The organism is Kumtagia ephedrae (assembly GCF_003012745.1).
Taxonomy (GTDB): Bacteria; Pseudomonadota; Alphaproteobacteria; order Rhizobiales; family Rhizobiaceae; genus Kumtagia; species Kumtagia ephedrae.
The window spans coordinates 115,674-129,598 of sequence record NZ_PXYK01000003.1; the positions used below are offsets into that span (position 1 = coordinate 115,674).

14 protein-coding genes are annotated in these 13,925 nt (G+C 66.9%); 4 read left to right on the plus strand and 10 right to left on the minus strand.

Annotated elements, in window-relative coordinates; genetic code table 11:
• Nucleotide 1: 1 nt before the first annotated feature.
• Nucleotides 2-985, minus strand: a complete 984-nt coding sequence (gene mbfA, locus C7I84_RS03815) for an iron exporter MbfA (protein WP_106770828.1) — start codon at nucleotides 983-985, stop codon at nucleotides 2-4.
• Nucleotides 986-1,130: 145 nt separating this feature from the next.
• On the opposite strand from mbfA, the gene C7I84_RS03820 reads away from it, so the two are divergent.
• Nucleotides 1,131-1,445: a hypothetical protein gene (locus C7I84_RS03820; protein ID WP_106770829.1), complete on the plus strand. Its 315-nt coding sequence runs from the start codon at nucleotides 1,131-1,133 to the stop codon at nucleotides 1,443-1,445.
• A gap of 22 nt (nucleotides 1,446-1,467) precedes the next feature.
• Here C7I84_RS03820 and C7I84_RS03825 read toward each other — a convergent pair whose 3' ends face one another.
• The 8 genes from C7I84_RS03825 to uxaC form a co-directional block, all read right to left on the minus strand.
• The gene (locus C7I84_RS03825) at nucleotides 1,468-1,812 is read right to left on the minus strand and encodes a cupin domain-containing protein (RefSeq protein ID WP_106770830.1); all 345 of its coding nucleotides are present in this window, start codon (nucleotides 1,810-1,812) and stop codon (nucleotides 1,468-1,470) included.
• Nucleotides 1,813-1,844: 32 nt separating this feature from the next.
• Nucleotides 1,845-2,609 (minus strand): 2-dehydro-3-deoxy-D-gluconate 5-dehydrogenase KduD, encoded by a 765-nt coding sequence (gene kduD / locus C7I84_RS03830; protein ID WP_106770831.1) that lies wholly within the window; start codon nucleotides 2,607-2,609, stop codon nucleotides 1,845-1,847.
• Complete coding sequence (gene kduI / locus C7I84_RS03835) at nucleotides 2,606-3,454, minus strand: 5-dehydro-4-deoxy-D-glucuronate isomerase (protein ID WP_106770832.1); 849 nt, start codon at nucleotides 3,452-3,454, stop codon at nucleotides 2,606-2,608. Before kduI ends, kduD begins: the two co-directional genes overlap by 4 nt.
• Before the next feature lie 31 nt (nucleotides 3,455-3,485).
• The gene (locus tag C7I84_RS03840) at nucleotides 3,486-4,247 is read right to left on the minus strand and encodes a FadR/GntR family transcriptional regulator (RefSeq protein ID WP_425351292.1); all 762 of its coding nucleotides are present in this window, start codon (nucleotides 4,245-4,247) and stop codon (nucleotides 3,486-3,488) included.
• 9 nt (nucleotides 4,248-4,256) lie between these two features.
• The gene (locus C7I84_RS03845; RefSeq protein WP_106770834.1) at nucleotides 4,257-5,537 is read right to left on the minus strand and encodes a TRAP transporter large permease; all 1,281 of its coding nucleotides are present in this window, start codon (nucleotides 5,535-5,537) and stop codon (nucleotides 4,257-4,259) included.
• Between the two features lie 4 nt (nucleotides 5,538-5,541).
• Nucleotides 5,542-6,117: a TRAP transporter small permease gene (locus tag C7I84_RS03850; RefSeq protein ID WP_106770835.1), complete on the minus strand. Its 576-nt coding sequence runs from the start codon at nucleotides 6,115-6,117 to the stop codon at nucleotides 5,542-5,544.
• 226 nt (nucleotides 6,118-6,343) lie between these two features.
• Nucleotides 6,344-7,321 (minus strand): TRAP transporter substrate-binding protein, encoded by a 978-nt coding sequence (locus C7I84_RS03855; RefSeq protein ID WP_106770836.1) that lies wholly within the window; start codon nucleotides 7,319-7,321, stop codon nucleotides 6,344-6,346.
• A gap of 38 nt (nucleotides 7,322-7,359) precedes the next feature.
• On the minus strand, nucleotides 7,360-8,769 hold the full coding sequence (uxaC, locus tag C7I84_RS03860) for a glucuronate isomerase (protein ID WP_106770837.1): 1,410 nt from the start codon (nucleotides 8,767-8,769) through the stop codon (nucleotides 7,360-7,362).
• A gap of 150 nt (nucleotides 8,770-8,919) precedes the next feature.
• Here uxaC and C7I84_RS03865 point away from each other — a divergent pair, with 150 nt between their 5' ends.
• The 3 genes from C7I84_RS03865 to C7I84_RS03875 are packed head-to-tail and all read left to right on the plus strand — an operon-like array spanning nucleotide 8,920 to nucleotide 12,594.
• The gene (locus tag C7I84_RS03865) at nucleotides 8,920-10,386 is read left to right on the plus strand and encodes a mannitol dehydrogenase family protein (RefSeq protein ID WP_106770838.1); all 1,467 of its coding nucleotides are present in this window, start codon (nucleotides 8,920-8,922) and stop codon (nucleotides 10,384-10,386) included.
• A 1-nt stretch (nucleotide 10,387) separates the two neighbouring features.
• Nucleotides 10,388-11,581, plus strand: coding sequence for a mannonate dehydratase (gene uxuA / locus C7I84_RS03870; protein ID WP_106770839.1), 1,194 nt, complete (start codon nucleotides 10,388-10,390; stop codon nucleotides 11,579-11,581).
• Nucleotides 11,578-12,594: a Gfo/Idh/MocA family protein gene (locus C7I84_RS03875; protein ID WP_207770963.1), complete on the plus strand. Its 1,017-nt coding sequence runs from the start codon at nucleotides 11,578-11,580 to the stop codon at nucleotides 12,592-12,594. Before uxuA ends, C7I84_RS03875 begins: the two co-directional genes overlap by 4 nt.
• A 190-nt stretch (nucleotides 12,595-12,784) precedes the next feature.
• On the opposite strand, the gene C7I84_RS03880 is transcribed toward C7I84_RS03875, so the two are convergent.
• A complete protein-coding gene (locus C7I84_RS03880; RefSeq protein ID WP_245428305.1) occupies nucleotides 12,785-13,882 on the minus strand; it encodes a LacI family DNA-binding transcriptional regulator in 1,098 nt (365 codons plus the stop codon).
• Nucleotides 13,883-13,925: the final 43 nt, after the last annotated feature.

Genomic DNA, 13,925 nt, shown 5'->3' on the forward strand with positions numbered 1-13,925 from the left:
TCTAGGCATTGCCGATCAGCACGCCGGCGCCGAACACCAGCGCGCCGCCCAGCACTACCTGGAAGGCGGCGCGCAGGAACGGCGTCTCCATGAAACGGTTCTGGATGAAGGCGATCGCCCACAGTTCGACGAAGACGACGGCCGCGGCGATCGCGGTGGCCGTCCAGAAATGCGGGATCAGATAGGGCAGGGCGTGGCCCAGTCCACCGACCGCCGTCATGATGCCCGAAGACAGCCCACGCGCCAGCGGCGAGCCACGCCCGGACAGCTTTCCGTCGTCGTGGGCGGCCTCGGTGAAGCCCATGGAGATGCCGGCGCCGACCGACGCCGACAGCCCGACGAGGAACGTCTGCCACGTGTCGCCGGTGGCGAAGGCGGCGGCGAAGATCGGCGCCAGCGTCGACACGGAGCCGTCCATGAGGCCTGCGAGGCCCGGTTGCACATAGGTCAGGATGAATTTCCGGCGCTCATCGTCCTGTTCCTGCGCGCGCACGTCCTCCGGCAGGTGGGCGGCGCCAAGACGGCGGGCGAGCGATTCGTGACTCTTTTCCGCCGCCGCCAGATCGCCAAGCAGCTTTCTTGTGCCGGCGTCGGCGCTGCGCTTGGCGGCTTCAGCGTAGAAGCGCTGCGCCGCCTGCTCCATCGCTTCGGCCTGGACGCGCACCTTCTCCAGCCCCAGCGGCCGCACCAGCCAGTCCGGCGTGCGATGATAATAGCCGCTGACATGCTCGCGCCGGATCAGCGGAATGCGCTCGCCGAAGCGGGTGCGGTGCAGTTCGATCAGCGCCGCGCGATGGCGCTCCTCCTCGTCAGCCATCTCGTCGAACACGGCGGCCGAATGCGGATAGTCGTCGCGCAGTCCGTCGGCATAGGCGCGATAGATGCGGCCGTCGTCCTCCTCCGACGAGATGGCTAAGGCCAGCACCTCCTGCTCGCCGAGGGACGCGAAGGAGCGGCGGCTGAAGCCGAAGACACGGGAAAACATGAGACAATTCCATTAGTTTAGAATAATTCTAAACTAGGAGGCCAGGCAAGCAGGGTCAAGGACTGCACGTCACCGAGCAGCGCCCCTTCCTATAGGCAAACCATCACCTATATTGACGAAGCTTTGCCTAACGAAAGGAAACCCGATGCCGGACAGGAAGCCGCTCGACACCAAACCCGTGCTCGATCTGATCGCCTCGATCGAGGCGGATCTGCAGCGCCTGAAGGCGATGCTGGAAGTGCCGCCCGAAGTCTTCGACCCTGCCAATCCGCACAACAAGGCGGCGGATGGCAAGCTGACGCCCGAGGGCGTCGAATGCTGCTACCGGATGTTCGACGAAGGCCAGAGCCGCTATTCGGTGGCGCGCGCCATGAAGATCTCCTTCGCCGCCGCCACCCACCGGTTCAATGCCTGGCGCAAGGCGGGCGGGGCCAAGCGCAAGATGGCGCTGATGGGGTGAAGGGTTGGACGGAGCGACGAGATCAGCTCTTGCCCAGAAAATCCGCCCGGTGCGGTGTGAAGGAATCGACCAGCCGCCCGGCTTCCAGCGCCTTCACGCCATGCGTCACATTGGACGGCGCGATAAAGCTGTCGCCGGCCGACAGCACCGCGGTGTGGTCGCCGACCGTCACCTCGAAGCGCCCCGCGGCGACATAGCTCGCCTGCACATGCGGGTGCGAATGCAGCACGCCGACGCCGCCCTTCTCGAAGGCGAACTCGACCAGCATCAACTCGTCGGTATGCAGCAGCACGCGGCGGCGGTTGCCGTCGGGCGTGGCGGTCCAGTCGCCTTGCGTACCGTATGCGAACAGTTCTTGCCCGGTCATCGACAGTCTCCCTGGGTTCGGCCGGCCAAGCGCTAGCGCGCCAGCCAGCCGCCATCCACCGGCACCACGGCGCCGTGCATGTATTTCGACGCCGGCGCCAGCAGGAACACGGCGGCGTCGCCGATATCGGCCGCCTCGCCCCACCGCCCGGCCGGGATGCGGCCGAGGATGGCGGCGCTGCGGTCGGGGTCGTTGCGCAAGGCTTCCGTGTTGTTGGTGACGATGTAGCCGGGTGCGACGCTGTTGACGTTTATGCCCTTGCCTGCCCATTCGCACGCGAGCAGCTTCGTCAGCCCGGCGACGCCGTGCTTGGAGGCCGTGTAGGAGGCGACGCGGATGCCTCCCTGGAAGGAGAGCAAGGAGGCAATGTTGACGATGCGACCCTGCCGCCCGGCGCCGAGCACTTGCCTGCCAAAAGCCTGGCAGAGCAGGAAAGTGGTCTTCAGGTTGATATCCATCACCTCGTCCCAGTCGGCGAGACTGAGCTCGACCGCGTCGGCGCGGCGGATGATGCCTGCATTGTTGACCAGCCCGTCGAGCGGCCCGCTTTTCTGCCAGACCCGGTCGAGCATCCCCTGCACGCCGGCGGTGTCGGCGAGATCGTATCGGACAGCGTCGTAGCGCCCACCGGCCTCCGCCACCAGCGCCGCCGTCTCCTCCATCGACGAGCGGCCGACGCCGATCACCGCGCCGCCGGCTCGCGCCACCGAGACGCAGATGCCCTGGCCGATACCGGTGTTGGCGCCGGTCACCATGATCCGCTTGCCGGCAAGGCTGAAGGCGGAAGAATCCGTCACCGCATCGTCTCCAGCGGCACCGGATCGACGTCGGTATAATCGACGTTGTCGCCGGCCATGGCCCAGATGAAGGTGTAGTTCGAGGTGCCGCAGCCGGAATGGATCGACCAGACCGGCGACAGCACGGCCTCCTCATTGGCCATCACGACATGCCGTGTCTCGGCCGGCTCGCCCATGAAGTGGAAGACCCGCGCCGTCTCGGCGAGGCCGAAATAGAGATAAGCCTCCATGCGCCGGTCGTGCACATGCGCCGGCATGGTGTTCCAGACCGAACCCTCCGCGAGCTGGGTCATGCCGACCACGAGCTGGCAGGTCTTAGCGCCCTCGGCATGGATGAACTGGAAGATCGACCGCTCGTTGGCGCTTGCCTTGCTGCCGAGGTCGAGGCGCTTTGCGTCGCCGATGCGGATCAGCCGGGTAGGGTGGGCCTGATGCGCCGGCGCGCTGAGCAGGTAGAATTTCGCCGGCCGCTGCGGGTCCTCCGAGGCGAAGGACACCGAGCTGCCCATACCGGCATAGAGCATGTCGCGCGTCTCCAGCCGGTGCCGGGTCCCGTCGACCTCGGCTGTGCCGACGCCTCCGATGTTGACGGCGATCAGCTCGCGGCGCTCCAGGAAACTTTTTGTCCCGGTCGGCTTGATGGCTTCCAGGAGAAGCGGCGTGCCGGCCGGCATGGCGCCGCCGACGACCATGCGGTCATAGTGGGTGTAGGTAAGATTGATGCGGCCCGGCTCGAACAGCCCGCCGACATGGAAGTTGGATCGCAATTCCTCCGTGCCCATGCGGCTTGCCGCGGCCGGGTCGATCGCATGGCGGATGCTGGTGCGGATGTGGCTTTCGGTCATGGTCTGTCCCCGAGGAAATCCTGCCGCGGCGTCACGGCGCGGTCCGGCCCGAGCCGTAGTCGGCCTGCTGGTCGTGAAGCCGGCGGCGGTAGCGCTGCTGGCTGGCGGAAAGGTGGGTGCGCATGGCGGCCCGCGCCGCATCCGGATCGCCGTCCGAGATCGCCTTGAGAATTGCCAGGTGCTCCTGCTGCAGCCCTTCCTGGTAGTCGCGCGTCAGCGTCGAATCGGTGCCCCAGGGCGAACTGACGTCACAGGGGATGGCGCGCGTGCCGAGCGCTTCCAGCACGTCGACATAGAAGGGGTTGTTGGTGGCCGCCGCGATCGCCCGGTGGAAGGCGAAGTCGGTCCTGCCGGTGGCCTCGCCCAGCTCCAGCAACCGGTCGAACTCGAAGAACGCCTCCTGGATCTCGGCGAGTTGGGCATTGTTCCTGCGGATCGAGGCGAGCGCCGCGCTCTCGATCTCGATGCCGAGCCGCACTTCCAGCACGTTCAGCGCGTGCGAGATCTTGTTGCCGATGTCGAGGCTGAAGGGGCCGGGCGATGGCGCCGGCCGCTCGCGCACGAACACGCCGGCACCCTGGCGCGGTTCGACCAGCCCGTCGGCGGCGAGAGTGGCGATCGCCTCGCGGATCACCGTGCGGCTGACGCCGAAGGCTTCCGTCAGCTGCGTCTCGGTCGGCAGCTTGTGGCCGACCGGGATCTCGCCCGCCAGCACCTGGGTGCGCAGCGCCAAGACCACGCGCTCCGACAGCTTCGGCTTCCGCTCGATCCGCATCTCGGGCGACAGGTCCATCGCCATCCCCTACTTGAACACGCCGGGCAGCCACAGCGAGATCGCCGGCACGTAGGTGACCAGTCCCAGCACCACCAGCCCGGCCAGGTAGAACGGCCAGATCGAGCGCATCGCTTCCCACACCGATATCTTTCCCACCGCGCAGGCGACGAACTGGACGGCTCCCACCGGCGGCGTATTCAGCCCGATGCCGAAATTGAGGATCATGATGACGCCGAAATGCACGGGGTCGACACCGTAGGCCATCGCCACCGGCAGGAAGATCGGCGTGCAGATGATGATGGTCGGCCCCATGTCCATGAAGGTGCCGAGGAACAGCATCAGCACGTTGATCAGCAGCAGGATGACGAGCGGGTTCTCCGACACCGCGTTCATCGAGGCGATCAGGGCCGCCGGCACCCTCAGGAAGGCCATCAGCCAGGAGAAGGCGGCGGCCATGCCGATTATCAGGAGCACCATGGCGGTAGTGCGCACCGCGCCATGGGTGGCATGGACGAAATCGCTCCAGCTCATGCTGCGGTAGACGAAGAGGGTGACCAGCAGCGCATAGAGCACGGCGATGCAGGAGCTTTCGGTGGCGGTGAAGACGCCGGAGCGCACGCCGCCGAAGATGATCGCGATCAGCAGCAGGCCGGGCGTGGCGATCAGGAGAAAGCGGCCGACGGCCGCAAATCCCGGAAACGCCTCGACCGGATAGCCGCGGCTGCGCGCCACGAAATAGGCGGTCACCATCAGCGCCGCGGCATAAAGCAGGCCGGGCAGGATGCCGGCGGTGAACAGGTCGGCGATCGAGATCTTTCCGCCCGCCGAGATCGAATAGATGATCATGTTGTGGGAGGGCGGCAGCAGCAGCGCGATCAGCGCCGCCATCGAGGTCACGTTGACGGCATAGTCGGCGCCGTAGCCGCGCTGCTTCATCTGCGGGATCATCAGCCCGCCGACCGCCGCCGCCTCTGCCACGGCCGAGCCGGAGATGCCGCCGAACAGCGTGGCCGTGACGATGTTGACCTGGCCCAGCCCGCCGCGGATGTGGCCGACCAGCGAGGCGGCGAAGGCGACGATTTTCTGGGCGATGCCGCCGCGCACCATCAGGTCGCCGGCATAGATGAAGAAGGGGATGGCGAGCAGCGAGAACACGCTCATGCCGGAGTTCAGTCGCTGGAACACCACCAGTGGCGGCAGGCCCAGGTAGAGCACGGTGGCGAAGCTGGCGACGCCGAGGCAGAAGGCGATCGGCGTGCCGATCAGCATCAGCAGCGTGAAGGTGCCGAACAGGATCAGCATTTCCATGGTGTCAGGCCTTCACATTGGCTGTGTCGAGTTCGGCCGCCACTTCCGCCGGCGGCAGCTCGTCGAGGACGTCGTCGATCGGCTCGCCGGCGAGCCTGAGCACGATGCGCTCCAGTGCGAACAGGCAGATCAGCACCCCGCCGGCGACCAGTGGCACGTAGTCCCAGCCGCCGGAAATGCGCAGCGACGGCAGCACCGTGTTCCAGGTGAGGCCGACCAGTTCCGACCCGTACCAGACCATGCCGATCCCGAAGGCGAAGGCGACCACGTCGGAGATCATCCTCAGCCACTTCTTGCCGCCCTTCGGCAGCGCGTAGAGCAGCACGTCGAAGCCGAGATGATAATTTTCGCGCACGCCGACGGCAGCGCCCAGGAAGATGAACCAGCTCATCAGCATGACGGCGCCGGGCTCGGTCCAGCTCGGCGAGTCGTTGAGCACGTAGCGGCAGAACACCTGCCAGGCGACCATCGCCGTCATCGCGACCAGGCCGATGCCGGCCAGCCAGAGCGAGAGTGTGCTCACGGCCGCGAGGATGCGACCGAGACGGGCCAAGGGGGATGTGGCTTCGGACGATGTCATTGCAGTCTCTCGATGCGGCCGGGCGATCGGTCTTCCGCGGCTCTGTTTACCTGACAGCGGCCGGGTTCACGGATGCATTCAACGCGGTCCGATGGACCTTCCGCCCTGCCGGCAGACGTCACCAGCGGTATGGCACGGCCAGTTCGCACCCCGAACTCCATCGCACTTGACCGTTCCATAACCGGTCGAACCGGGCGGGCAGGAGACCTGCCCGCCCAACGTCCGCTCACTGCACCGCCTGGACGTCGGCGACCATCTTCTTCAGCACATCGTCGGTGACGTGCTTCTCGTAGACGGGCTTCATGGCGTCGATGAAGCCCTGCTTGTCCGGCGTGGTGATCTGCGCGCCGGCAGCCTCGACCTTCTTGCGCGATTCCGCATCCTTGGCGGCCCACAGCTCGCGCTGCTTGGCGACGCTGTCCGTGGCGGCCTGCTTGAAGATCGCCTGGTCCCCAGGCGTCAGCTTGTCGAAGGCCGCCTTGTTCATGACGAACACCTCCGGAAGGATGGTGTGCTGGTCGAGCGAATAGTGCTTGGCCACCTCGAAATGCTTGGCGGTGTCGTAGCTCGGAAAATTGTTCTCCGCGCCGTCGATGACGCCGGTCTCGATCGACGAGTAGACCTCGCCATAGGGCATCGGCGTGGCGTTGGCGCCGAGTGCGGCGACCATGTCGACGAAGATGTCCGACTGGATGACGCGGAACTTCAGGCCGGCCATGTCGGCGACCGAGTTGATCGGCTTGGTCTTGTTGTAGAAGGACCTCGAGCCGGCGTCGTAGAAGGCCAGCGCCACCAGCCCGGCACCCTCGAACGCCGTCTTGATCTGGTCGCCGACCGCACCGTCCATCACCTTGTGCATGTGCTCCTCGGAGCGGAAGATGTAGGGCAGCGCCGGCACGATCGATTCCTTCACCGTGCCGTTGAACGGCGCCATCGACACGCGGTTGAGCTCGATCACGCCCGAGCGCACCTGCTCGATCGTGTCCTTCTCCTCGCCGAGCTGGGCCGAGTGGTAGACCTCGACGGCATAGCGGCCGCCGGTGCGCTCCTTCACCAGCTCGCCGAAATACTCGACGGCCTCGACGGTGGGGTAACCGTCCGGATGCGTGTCCGACGATTTCAGCACAGTTTGTGCGCCGGCCGATCCGGCCATCAAGGATGCGGCAAGCGTCGCTGCCGCCGCAAGTTTCGAGAAATGCAGCATTGTTCTCCTCCCGTTGTCCGAGGCGAAAACCGCCCCGCCTAAAGCCGATACGCCTTCTTCGCCAGCGTATGGGCAAGCTCTGTCGCCAGTTCGTAGGCCTCGTCCTCGCGCAGCCTGTGCTCGCACACGAGCCGCGCCAGGAAGGCGCAGTCGACCCGGCGCGCGATGTCGTGCCGCGCCGGAATCGACGGAAAGGCGCGGGTGTCGTCGTTGAAGCCGACCGTGTTGTAGAAACCCGCTGTCTCCGTCGTCATCTCGCGGAAGCGGCGCATGCCTTCCGGGCTGTCGTGGAACCACCAGGCAGGCCCGAGCCTGAGCGCCGGATAGACGCCGGCCAGCGGCGCCAGCTCGCGCGCATAGCTGGTCTCGTCCAGCGTGAAGGCGATGACGGTGAGGTTGGGTTCCAACCCGACCGCGTCGAGCAGCGGCCTGAGCGCCGCTACGTAGTCGGTATGGGTCGGGATGTCGAACCCCTTGTCGCGGCCGAAGCGCGCCATCATGGCAGCCGAATGGTTGCGCCACGAGCCGGGGTGGATCTGCAGCACCAGACCGTCGTCGAGGCTCATCTTGGCCATTTCGGTGAGCATCTGGGCGCGGAACAGCCGCTTCTCGCGCTCGTCGGTCGAGCCGGCACGGATGCGGCTGAACAGCTCCTCGGCCGCCGCATCGGAGAGGTTCGCGGTATCGGCCGTCGGATGGCCGTGGTCGCTGGACGTCGCCCCGTAGGACTTGAAGAAGGCGCGGCGCAGCCGGTGCGCGTCGAGATAGCCCTTCCAGGTTCTGGTGTCGGCGCCGGTGATCTCGGCCAGCCGGTCGAGATTGTCGGAAAAACCCTCGAAGTCGGGATCGACGATGGCGTCGGGACGGTAGGCGGTGACGACGCGGCCGCTCCAGCCGCTCTCCTGTATGATCTGGTGCCAGCGCAGGTCGTCCAGCGCGCCTTCGGTGGTGGCGATCACCTCGATGTTGAAGCGGCTGAACAGGGCACGCGGGCGATAGGCGTCCTCGGCGAGCTTCTCGGCGACGGCGTCATAGGTCGCGTCCGCCGTCCCGGCGGAGAGCGGCGCCTCGATGCCGAACAGCTCGGAAAGCACGTAGTCCATCCACAGCCTGGTCGGCGTGCCGCGGAAGAGACGATAATTCTGCGCGAACAGCCGCCAGATGGCGCGGCCGTCGGTTTCCACCGGGGCGCCGTCGAGACGCGGAACGCCAAGACTCTCCAGCGGGATGCCCTGGCTGAACAGCATGCGGAAGATGTAGTGGTCCGGCACGATCAAAAGCTGTGCCGGGTCCGGAAACGGCTCGTTCAGCGCATACCAGCGGGGATCGGTATGTCCATGCGGACTGACGATCGGCAGGTCCTTGACCGTCGCATAGAGCGAGCGGGCGACCGAGCGGACGCCCGGCTCCGGCGGGAACAACAGGTCGGGATCGATCAGGGATTGCATGCCAACCGTGCCGCTCCTCTTCGGCCGTCAATGGCTAGAATGGAGAACTCATCATGTCAACATACAAAAATTGTGTGGTTGTATGATGAGTTCGGTTGCACGTTGGCAGCGTCGTCTGTAGGAGAGGGGGCTTCGAAGAGGAGGAGATGGATGGGATCGAACGTCCGGCTCGGCAATGCCACGCTTGGTGCGATCCGTGGTGCTGCCACGCCCGCCTACAACCGCTCCGAAACCATCGAAGGCATCGTCCACCTCGGCGTTGGCGCGTTCCACCGCGCCCACCAGGCCGTCTATGTCGACGACCGGCTTGCCGCCGGCGAGCACGGCTGGGCGATCGCCGGCGTGTCGCTACGCAGCCCGGACACGCACGATGCGTTGGCCCCCCAGGATGGGCTCTACACCGTCGCCTCTCGCAGCGGCGCCGGCGAGGAACTGCGCGTCATCGGCGCGCTGACGTCCCTGCTGGTCGCGCCGGAAGACCCCTCTGCCGTGCTGGCCTGCCTGACCGACCCGCGCACCCGCATCGTCACGCTGACGGTGACGGAGAAGGCCTATCTGCGCGGCGCCGGCGGCGATCTCGACGCAAGCCATGCGGACATCCAGTGGGATTTGCAGAATCCGGATCGCCCGCGCAGCGTCTTCGGCTTCCTTGCCGGCGCGCTCGCCGGGCGGCGCCGGGCCGGCACCGCGCCGTTCACCGTGCTGTGCTGCGACAATCTCCCGGCGAACGGCGAGACGGTGCAGAAACTGCTGCTGCAGTTCGCCGGGCTGAAGGGCGGCGATCTCGCCCGCTTCATCCGTGATGAGGTGGCCTGTCCGTCCACTATGGTCGACCGCATCGTGCCGGCCACTACCGACGCCGACCGCGACCGCGTCTCCGCCGCGCTCGGGGTCGAGGACGCCTGGCCGGTGATGACCGAGCCGTTCATGCAATGGGTGGTGGAGGAGAATTTTTCGGCCGGCCGGCCGCGCTGGGAGGAATGCGGCGTCACCATGGTGAGCGATGTGCGGCCTTTCGAGGAGATGAAGCTGCGGCTGCTCAACGGCGCGCATTCGGCCATCGCCTATCTCGGCCTGCTCACCGGCCACGAGACGGTGTCGGCCGCCTTCGCCGACCCGCGTATCAGAAACTTCGTCGACCGGCTTTGGGGCGAGGCGATCCCGACCCTGCCGAAAGATGCCGGGCTGGAGCCACGAGCCTACACGGCTGCACTTGCAGAGCGCTTCGCCAATCCGGCGCTGAAGCATCGCACCGGGCAGATCGCCATGGACGGCAGCCAGAAGCTGCCGCAGCGCATCCTGTCCACCGCACGGGCGCGGCTCGCCGACGGCGCGCCGGCGTCTCACCTGATGCTGGTGGTCGCGGCCTGGATCGCCTGCTGCCGTGAGCGGGGACATGGACTACCCGCCGGCCATTTCGCCGATCCGCTCGATTCGACTCTCACTGCGATTTTCGCACGGATAAAAGCGCCGGAAGCGCTGGTCGCGGAGGTCTTCGCGGCAGCCGGTTTCGCCGGCGACGAGCCCTTGCGGGCGCTTGCGGCGGGGCATTTGAAGACGATCATCGACAAGGGCGCGGGCGAGGCCATGGCGGCCGCTGCGCGGGAAGGAGCATGACATGAAGCAGACCTGGCGGTGGTTCGGGCCGGACGACACGGTGAAGCTCCCGCATGTGCGGCAGGCCGGTGCGACCGGCATCGTCAGCGCGCTGCACCATCTCAACGACGGCCGCGCCTGGCCGGCCGACGAGATACTCAAACGCAAGGCCGAGATCGAGGCGGCGGGGCTGGAATGGTCGGTCGTCGAGAGCATCGTCGTGCATGAGGACATCAAGACCCGCACCGGCCGCTATCGCGAGCTGCTCGACAACTACAAGGCGTCGATCCGCGCCGTCGCCGCGGCTGGCATCAAGGTGGTCTGCTACAATTTCATGGCCATCACCGACTGGACCCGCACCGACCTCGATTATCCGATGTGGCACGGCGGCACGGCGCTGCGCTTCGACATGGTCGAGTTCTGCGCCTATGACGTGCTGGTGCTGAAGCGCCGCGGCGCCGAAGCCGAGCATCCGCCGGCACGCATCGAGGCGGCGCGCCAGCGCCTCGCCGGCATGAGCGAGAGCCAGCTTGCAAAGCTCGAGCAGAACCTGATCGGCTGGGTGCCGGCGCGCGAGTTCATCTTCGATCGCGAGAGTTTTCGCCGGGCGCTGGACATCTACCGCGACATCTCGCTCGAAGGTTTTCGCGAAAACCTGTTCGCGTTCCTGCGCGAGATCGTGCCGGTGGCGGAGGAGGCGGGCGTCAGGATGGCGATCCACCCCGACGATCCGCCGTTTCCGATCTTCGGCCTGCCGCGCGTCGTCTCGAAGGCGGCCGATGCCCGCGCGCTGATCGCGGCGGCAAAATCGCTGTCCAACGGCATCACGCTGTGCACCGGCTCCTACGGCGCCAATCCCGACAACGACCTCGTCGCTATGGCTGGTGAATTCGCCCCGGACATCCATTTCACGCATCTGCGCAACGTCACCAAGGAGGGCGACTTCTCCTTCCACGAGGCCGAGCATCTGGAGGGCGACACCGACATGGTGCGGGTGGTCGCTGCGCTGATGGCGGAAGAACGTCGGCGGCAGGCGGAAGGTCGCGCCGACTGGCAGATCCCCATGCGGCCGGACCACGGCCACGCCATCGTCGACGACATCGGCAAGAAGGTGAACCCCGGCTATTCCTGCATCGGCCGCCTCAAAGGCCTGGCCGAGCTGCGCGGCATCATGCGCACGCTGGAAAGCCTGCCCGCCGAAAGCTGGCCGCGGTGAAACGGATCGCCGTCATCGGCCTCGGCATGGCGTCGGGGCCGCATGCGAAAAGCCTGCGCGACCTCGAGGACCGCGTCGCGGTGGCGGCCGCCTACAGCCCGACCGAGGCGCGGCGCAAAGCCTTTGCCGAAGCCTGGGGTTTTCCCGTCACCGACGACCTCGACGGCATCTTTTCCGACGCCGCGATCGATGCGGTGATGATACTTGCGCCGCCCAACACCCATCTCGACCTGGTTGAGCGTGCCGCCGCTGCCGGCAAGCACGTGCTTCTGGAAAAGCCGCTGGAAATTTCCCTCGGCCGCGCCGAGCGCTTGGTGGCGATCGCCGAGCAGGCCGGCATAAAGCTCGGCGTCGTGCTGCAGCACCGCTTCCGGCCGGTCAGCCTGGCACTGTCGGACCTCATCGCCCAGGGCCGTCTCGGCGATCTGGTGAGCGCTTCGGCAAAGCTCGCCAACTGGCGGCCGCAGAGCTATTACGACCAGCCCGGCCGCGGCACCCGGGCGCGCGACGGCGGCGGCGTGCTGTTGACCCAGGGCATCCACACGCTCGACCTCCTGATCTCGCTGGCGGGCATGCCCGCGGAAGTCTCGGCCTTTGCCACGACCACGCCGGTTCATCGCATGGAGACCGAGGATCTCGTCGCCGGCGCCATGCGCTTCGCCAACGGTGCGCTCGGCACCATCCACGCCACTACCACTGCCTATCCCGGTCTTCCGGATTCGATCGAGCTCATCGGCACCAAGGGCACCGCGCGCATCGACGGCACGAAGCTCTTCGCAGCCTTCCACGACGGCTCCGCGTTTTCGGAAGAGGACGGTGCGCTCGGCGGCGGGGCAGGGGCCGACCCGATGGCCTTTCCGCATCACCACCACCGGGCGGTGCTTTCCGACTTCCTCGACGCCATCGATGAGGATCGCGAGCCGAAAGTCGGCGGCCGCGAGGCGCTGAAGGTGCACCGGCTGATCGATGCGCTGCTCAGGGCAGCGCAGACGGGGCAGCGGGAGCGGGTTTAGCTCGGCTGAGAACCCCTCTCCGTCTCGGGCTCCGCCCTCGACACCTCTCCCCGCTTTCGCGGGGCGAGGAACCACTGCCGCGATGCGGCGCCTCTCCAGCCCGGGTTCCTCGCCCCACGAAGTGGGGAGAGGTGTCGAGGGCGAAGCCCGAGACGGAGAGGGGCTTGGCAGCAATCCAGACCGACGAAGCTCAGGACCGCCGACCACCCGCCCGGACAGTTTCCGGCACCGCCCCCGTCGACGCCCGCGGCACCAGCGGACCGTCGATCTTGATGGTGATCGGCCGCATCGGTTTGCCGTGCACGGTGATGTCGAGCAGCGCCTCGGCGGCGCGCTGGCCCATCTCGTAGTTGGGCAGCACCAGCGTCGACAGCGGCGGGTGGGTGTAGCGCGCCAGTTCCTGGTCGTCATAGCCCATCACCGAGATGTCGTCGGGCACCCTCAGCCCGCGCTCGCTCAGCGCCTCCATGACGCCGATCGCCATCAAATCGTTGCCGCAGAAGATCGCCGTCGGTGGCTTCTCCAGCGCCAGCAGGTCGAAGGCGTGGTGGTAGCCGGTCAGCGGCAGCCAGTCGCCGTGCCGCACCAGCGCCTCGTCATAGGCGACGTCGACCGTGGCCAGCGCCTGGCGGTAGCCCTTGAGCCGGTCCTGCGAGGCGTCCATCCAGGGTTCGCCGTTGATGAAGCCGATGCGGCGGTGGCCGAGCGCCGTCAGATGCGCGGTGGCGGCGAAGCCTCCCACCACCTCGCCCGGCAGGATGGAGATATGCTTGCGCGGCTCGGCATAGCAGTTGAGCAGCACGGTCGGCACGTCCTCCAGCGCTTTCGGCAAGGTGACGCGGCGGGTGAAGATGGTCGAATAGATGACGCCGATCACCGAGCGGTCGCGCTTGATGGCTGCGATCGTCGCCTCCTCCAGCTCCGGGTTGGAGCGCGTCACATGGGCGGCCACCAGGAAATCCTGTTCGAAGGCGTAGTCGCGGGCGCCGTCGAGATTGACCACCGGATGCGGGCTGGTGGAGATCTCGTCGACCAGATAGGCGATGGTGCGCCGCTCCGCGCCGTTGGCGCCCTCGCGCCGGATCGCCGGTAGCGCGTAGCCGATCTGCCGTGCCGCCTCGAACACCCGGCTCTGCGTTTCGGCCGAGATGCGCGCGCCGGTCATCTGGTTCAGCACCAGCGACACGCTGGACTGCGAGACGCCGGCGATACGCGCCACGTCGGTCATGGTCGGCCTGCCGCGCCCGCGGTCGGACCGCGCGTTGCCGCTGCCTTCGCCCTCGGCCATCGATTCCATCCCTGCCTGACGGTTTTTATGCGCATCCGGCGCT